Source organism: uncultured Dialister sp. (assembly GCF_900541605.1).
Classification (GTDB): domain Bacteria; phylum Bacillota; class Negativicutes; order Veillonellales; family Dialisteraceae; genus Dialister.
In genome coordinates this window covers 1-6,053 of record NZ_UQKJ01000111.1, presented here as the reverse complement: position 1 = coordinate 6,053, position 6,053 = coordinate 1, and the positions used below count along the sequence as shown (strand labels likewise).

The following is a 6,053-nucleotide window of genomic DNA, read 5'->3' as shown; positions in this document are numbered from 1 at the left end:
CAAAGCAGTGTGTGATGCCACACAGGAGGACCTTACCGAGTTCTTTGAAACCTGGCGGATTCATAGCTTGCCTTCCCATAGGGCGTGTCAATGACTTCCGAATGGAGGTCCGTCAGAATCCCCGGGTCATAGACCCCTGTACCACCGATAAAAGCCAATTTGCTCATTGCACATTTCCTCCTTTATCTTCATTAAACCATTTGGTCAGTGTTTCCCTTGAAATTTCATATTTCTTGCCGCAGTAGTGGCAGGCGATTTCGATATGGTCATCTTCCAGGAGACTTTCCTGCTCCTTCTTCGGCAGTCCCTGGAGGGAGTGCTTGATACGGTCCTCCCCGCAGGTGCAGCGGAAGGAAATGGGAGCATCACTCAAAAGAACGTAATTGTCCTTCTTCAGGAGCCCTGCCAGGGAATCCTCCCGGTCCGACTCCTCGAAGACGTCCCATTTCTTCTGATCATTAAAGAGTTCATGGAAGAGCTTCTCATCCCCCTCCGGCATGAGCTGGGCAATGAAGCCTGCCATGCGGAGGATCTGTCCCTTTTCATCCACCTTCCCTTCGATGCCCACGTAGGACAGGGTCTGGTCTGAAGAATTGATGTAGTCCGACACGCAGGCCGCCACATCCCCCTTCTTCAGGTCCACCGCCGACACATAGGGCAGCTTCAGGAGCGAATACCGGGTGACGAAGAGCTTCCCCTCATTGCTTACATAGGAAGGCTCCACCTCCGGGGAATAGGGCACAGAACCGTCGTCCGGATTTTCGAGAAATCCCCGGACGTACTGCCCTTCATAGGCGTCCGCATGGATGACGCCGATGGGAGAATTGGTGACCCACTTCAGGGACACTCCTTCGTGGTTTTTGAAATCCATGGCCAGGATGGCCGCCGCATTGATCACCTTCCCCATGATCACAGCAGACAGGGAGGGCAGATGGTGAATTTCCTGGGCCTCCTTCGCTGCATCCGTGACGTCGGCAAAGGTAATGCGAATGCCTTCGGTACTCAAATAATGCTGTATGCGATTCAAATGGCTCATCAGTATTCTTCCTTTCCAGTAGTATAAGGATGGATAACCGGTATTCCTTAATCGGTGCTTTCGAAATACTTTATACAATACAAACTACTCTATTATTGTAACACTTCAGAAGGAATGATGCTTGACAATTATTGGTGGGAAAAGATTATTGAGTACACGGACCATGTTATGAACCTGAAAGTTCCATTTACCGGTCGCCAGTTGTCAGGAAGGCTCAATTGCCTGCGGCATTGGACCGGTCAGCTGGTCATACGAACGGATGGATCAGGAGCCTTGATCGCATCAGCTGCAAAGCAACGATTTCTTCCTGACCGTCGACAGCCAGGTTTCCCCATAAAATGAGCACTAAAAAAGCGGCATTCGCCGCTTTTTATACTTACACTTTCAACGCTTTGATGGCTGCTGCCCGGTCTTCTTTTCCGAAAACCGAGGAGCCCGCTACCAGGATGGAGGCGCCCGCTTTTTTGAGGAGCGGTGCGTTGTCTTTATTCACTCCCCCATCCACTTCGATGGGAATATCTTTGCCCAGTTTCCGGATGGATGCGGAGAGTCTTGCGATTTTATCAAGGCTGTAGGGAATGAATTTCTGTCCTCCGAAGCCGGGGTTTACGGACATGATGAGGACGAAGTCGATGATGGGAAGGATTTCGTCGATGGTGGAAAGGGAGGTGCCGGGATTCAGGGCAATGCCTGCTTTCATGCCCCGGTCCTGGATATTGTGAATCATCTGGTCCACATGGGGTACGGCTTCCACGTGGAAGGACACCATATGGGTGTGGCAGGCTTCGAGGCCCTCCAGGTAGGCTTCGGGGTGGTAGGTCATGAGGTGCACGTCAAAGGGCAGGGATGTCCGTTTCCTCAGGGAGGAAATGACGGGGACACCGAAGGACAGGTTCGGCACGAAATGGCCGTCCATGACGTCCAGGTGGACGTAGTCGGCGCCGCCCTTTTCGATGTCCTGCAGTTCCGATGCGAGGTTTGAGAAATCAGAAGCCAGTAATGATGGTGCTATTTTCATGGTTACCTCCTGAAGTCGCCGGACTTCAATTCTTCTAAGATCTGTTTGTACGATTCGTAGCGGCCTTTCTGGATCTTCCCCTCTTCCACCGCCTGCCGGACGGCGCAGTCCGGTTCCCGGTCATGGATGCAGTTGTTGAAGCGGCACTGTCCCAGGAAGGGGCGGAAATCTTTGAAAAGGCAGGATATATCGGAGGGGTCCAGGTCTGTGAGTTCCAGGTACGTATACCCCGGCGTATCCATGACAAAGTATCCCTTATCACAGAGTACCAGCTCCGCATGGCGGGTGGTTGTCTTTCCGCGGCCTGTCTGCCGGCTCACTTCGCCGGAAAGGAAATGGGATTTCCCCAGAATCCGGTTCAGAAGGCTCGATTTCCCGGCTCCCGAGGGGCCGGAGAAGGAGACTACGGGGCCTTTCAGGGAGTCTTCCAGAAGGTCTATGCCTTCGTTCTTTACGAGGGATGTGGCAAAGGCCTGGTATCCTGCCTTCCGGTAGTAGGCGGCGGCTTCCGCTGCTGCTTCTTCTGCCAGGTCCGCCTTGCTGATGACCACCACCGGCTCGATGTCCGCCGCTTCGGCGAGGACCACCATTTTATCCAGGAGGAACCGGTTGAAATCGGGAGTCCTGATGGCGGAGACCAGGACGATCTGGTCGATATTAGCAGAGGGAGGCCGGTGGAGGGAATTTTTCCGGGGATACACGTGGGTAATGACAGCTTCGCTGCCCTTCCCCGTCTCAAATTCCACATCGTCCCCCACAAGGATATTCGTCTTCCGTTTCAGGCTGCCCCGGGAACGGCAGAGGGAAAGGGAACCCCCTTCCCTGTAAATGGTGAAGTAGCCATTCTGGTTTTTCAGGATTTTACCCTTCATAGGTCAGAGCTCCCGGTCCTGGACTACGGATCCGTCGATGACCACCTGTACGTGGACATTGCCGGTGCCGGAAACGTCTTTGCTGACGGTGGTGCCCGGCGCTGCTTTCGCGCTGTAGGCCGTATGTTTTCCGTTGTCATCGGTGACGTAGATTTCCACCTGCCGGGAATTGCCGCCCTTGGGGATGGAGATATTCACAGTGCCGGTCTTTGTCTGGGCTTTCTTCTTGCCGCCGATGGTCAGGTTCACCACATCGGAGGACGTGGATTCTCCGCCTGCCGGATCCTGGGCAATGACAACGGCGCTGGAGTCATCGGCAGAGGTACCGTCGGTGGAATTGATGGTGCCTACGGAGAGCTTCTTCGAAAGGAGGGCATTCCTTGCATCGGAGAGGGACATACCGATGACGTTCGGCACGCTGGTCTTCTGTTTCATATTGATGACGATATTCACCCGGGTGCCCTTGGTGGCTTTGGAGCCGGAGTCCGGGCTCTGGGAGATAATCACATTGGATGGTTTATCGGGATCGTTCCCGTTCTCCACGGCTCCCAGGGTGAGTCCCAGTTTGTCCAACCGTTCCTTGGCCTGTTCCAGGGTGAGGCCCTTCAGGTCAGGGATAAGCATGGCGGAGCCCCCCTTGCTGACGGTGAGGTGGATAATGCGCTTTGCCTTTACGTTTGTCCCGGCTGCGGGGGTCTGGGAAATGACCTGGCCCGCCGGCACGTCGTCGCTGGCGATTTCATCCACCGATACCTTGAGGTTTGCTTTCTTCAGGGTAGTTTCTGCCACTTCCACCGGTTTCCCGACTACGTTGGGGACCGTAATGTTCTCGGAGCTCCAGAAATTGCCGAAGCTGAAGAAGGCCCAGGCAAAGCAGAGGATGAAAAGGACGGCCATGCCGATCCAGATGTACTTCTGGGGCAGGTTCGTGATGAAATTGGTAAATTTGCTTTCCTTCTTTGCCTTATGACGGCGCACTTCCTTCTGGGGAATGGGCCGGGTCATGGCGGTGAAATCGTGGGAAGCGGGTTTATAGATGGTGGTGGTAAAGCCCTGGGCGATTTTCAGTTCCGAAATGAAATCGGAAACGCTGTCGTACCGCTTGTCCGGGTCCTTCTGGAGGGCCGTGAGGAGGCATTCTTCCAGCATGGGAGAAATGGCAGGGTTGTACTTCGTGGGCCGGGGAATATCGCCCTGCATGTGCTGGAGGGCAATGGACACCGCCGTCTCCCCTTCGAAGGGCAGATGGTGGGTCAGCATTTCATAGAGCACGATGCCCAGGGAATAGATATCCGTCTTTTCGGTGATCTTGTCCCCCGCTGCCTGTTCCGGTGACAGGTAATGGACGGAACCCAGGATCGATTCCTTATCGATGACGGTGGAGGAATTGATGGCCCGGGCAATGCCGAAGTCCGTGACCTTCACCTTTCCCGTCTTTGTGAGAAGCACGTTGTGGGGTTTGATATCGCAGTGGATGATGCCATTGGCATGGGCGTCTTCCAGGGCGTAGCCGATTTCTATGGCAATCCGTACGGCCGTATCAATGGGAATATGGGGATGGCTGTCGATGTACTGCTTCAGGGTCTCCCCTTCCACATACTCCATGACGATGTAGTGGATATCCCCGTCGCATCCCACGTCGTAGATGCCTACGATATTGGGATGGGTCAGCTTTCCGGCGGACTGGGCTTCATGGCGGAACCGGACAATGAAGTCATTGTCCTCTGCGAAATTGCTGTGCAGAATTTTAACAGCCACAATCCGGTCGAGCAGGATATCCTTGGCCTTGTACACATCGGCCATGCCGCCTGAACCGATTTTTTCCATCAGTTCATAACGTTCATCAAGAATTTTACCTGGCATATTTCACTCCACTCAGTTCCAAAATTGAATCAAAAGTAACGAGGCATTGTCCCGGGCCCCTGCTTCATAGACCTTTTCCATGATGCTGCGGTCCAGGGCCTTCAGGTCTTCCTGTGTTTTCCGGGGATTTTCGGAAATCAGCCGGCAGAGCTCATCGTCCTCCACCATGCCCGACACGCCGTCGGAGCAGATGAGAATCAGAGTCCCATCGGCGAGGGTCATGGACCCGGTATCCACTTTCATATTTTCATCGATGCCCACGGCCCGGGTGATTTCGTTCTTCCGGGGATGCCGGCGCATTTCTTCCTTCGTGAGCTTTCCCTCGCTCACCAGTTCCATCACAAAGGAATGGTCCGTGGTGACCTGGGTCAGTTCTCCGCCATCATACCGGTAGAGCCGGCTGTCCCCCACGTGGGCCCAGTACAGATGGTCCCCGGAAATGGCGGCGCCCACCATGGTGGTCCCCATGGACTGGAGGGCCGGGGAATCTCTCTTCTCCGCAAGAATGGCCCGGTTCGCAGCACAGAAGGCTTCCTTCAGCCCCTCCTCGGAAAAAGCCTTCTCCGGAGGAAGGGAGGAAAAATAGCGTCCCCCGCTTTCCACAGCCAGGGAACTCGCCACCTGTCCGCCGTCGTATCCTCCCATGCCGTCGGCCAGGAGGAAAAGGTGATCCACCTTCATGCTGATGGCATCTTCATTGGCCTTGCGCACAAGGCCCCGTTTCGAATCTCCATAAGTCAGTATCATATAAGTCTTTCCGTAAAAGAAACAACTCCATGCTCCGTCAATCATCGGAGTATGATAAACCTTAACTTATCCCAATAATTTTATACTATCATTATCAGGGGGGATAGTCAATTTTAGCGCCCTGTAAATGGGCATTTTTCTGTTTAAAGTGGGGAAAGACTTCTATGAAATAGGGACTTTTTGTTGGATGACCCCAAAATGGAGAGAAATGGAATGGGAAAGTGGCTGAGGAGAGGTATAGAAGAGTATCCCCCATAGGCAGGGATAGGTCTAATGGCAGCCGGTGAACGCTCTGCGCCTGTTCACCGAGTTGTGGGCGCTCCGCGGCAGGGTCGTGCGGATGGATGGGGCCTTTGCACATTGAGTCAGATAGGCCTGTCGGACAAGGGAGATCGAGTCCGAGAGGACGGGGATCAGGAAAACGCTGATTGATTCGCAGAGTCAGATTTAATCAGTGTTTCCCTGACTGTCGACTGCGCCGCAGGCTAGCCTTAACCTCCCCCATCTATGGGGGAGG

The 6,053-nt window shown here is 54.1% G+C and carries 6 protein-coding genes; all 6 read right to left on the bottom strand.

The features are described from left to right. Nucleotides 1–32 precede the first annotated feature (32 nt). Nucleotides 33–167 carry a hypothetical protein gene (locus QZR21_RS07540; RefSeq protein ID WP_296974705.1) on the bottom strand — a complete coding sequence of 45 codons (135 nt, stop codon included), beginning with the start codon at nt 165–167 and terminating at the stop codon, nt 33–35. After that, complete coding sequence (locus tag QZR21_RS07535; protein WP_296097437.1) at nt 164–1,036, bottom strand: Hsp33 family molecular chaperone HslO; 873 nt, start codon at nt 1,034–1,036, stop codon at nt 164–166. Before QZR21_RS07535 ends, QZR21_RS07540 begins: the two co-directional genes overlap by 4 nt. Before the next feature lie 376 nt (nt 1,037–1,412). Beyond that, a complete protein-coding gene (rpe, locus tag QZR21_RS07530) occupies nt 1,413–2,054 on the bottom strand; it encodes a ribulose-phosphate 3-epimerase (RefSeq protein ID WP_296974702.1) in 642 nt (213 codons plus the stop codon). Nucleotides 2,055–2,056: 2 nt separating this feature from the next. Beyond that, the gene (rsgA, locus tag QZR21_RS07525) at nt 2,057–2,926 is read right to left on the bottom strand and encodes a ribosome small subunit-dependent GTPase A (protein ID WP_296097433.1); all 870 of its coding nucleotides are present in this window, start codon (nt 2,924–2,926) and stop codon (nt 2,057–2,059) included. 3 nt (nt 2,927–2,929) lie between these two features. Then, nucleotides 2,930–4,789, bottom strand: coding sequence for a Stk1 family PASTA domain-containing Ser/Thr kinase (gene pknB, locus QZR21_RS07520; protein WP_296097431.1), 1,860 nt, complete (start codon nt 4,787–4,789; stop codon nt 2,930–2,932). Between the two features lie 12 nt (nt 4,790–4,801). Further along, a complete protein-coding gene (locus QZR21_RS07515; RefSeq protein WP_296097428.1) occupies nt 4,802–5,536 on the bottom strand; it encodes a Stp1/IreP family PP2C-type Ser/Thr phosphatase in 735 nt (244 codons plus the stop codon). Nucleotides 5,537–6,053 lie beyond the last annotated feature (517 nt).

Excerpts from the sequence above, each read along its gene's own strand:
- pknB (WP_296097431.1), bottom strand. The coding sequence starts at position 4,789 with ATGCCAGGTAAAATTCTTGATGAACGTTATGAACTGATGGAAAAAATC.
- rpe (WP_296974702.1), bottom strand. The coding sequence starts at position 2,054 with ATGAAAATAGCACCATCATTACTGGCTTCTGATTTCTCAAACCTCGCA.
- QZR21_RS07540 (WP_296974705.1), bottom strand. The coding sequence starts at position 167 with ATGAGCAAATTGGCTTTTATCGGTGGTACAGGGGTCTATGACCCGGGG.
- rsgA (WP_296097433.1), bottom strand. The coding sequence starts at position 2,926 with ATGAAGGGTAAAATCCTGAAAAACCAGAATGGCTACTTCACCATTTAC.
- QZR21_RS07535 (WP_296097437.1), bottom strand. The coding sequence starts at position 1,036 with ATGAGCCATTTGAATCGCATACAGCATTATTTGAGTACCGAAGGCATT.
- QZR21_RS07515 (WP_296097428.1), bottom strand. The coding sequence starts at position 5,536 with ATGATACTGACTTATGGAGATTCGAAACGGGGCCTTGTGCGCAAGGCC.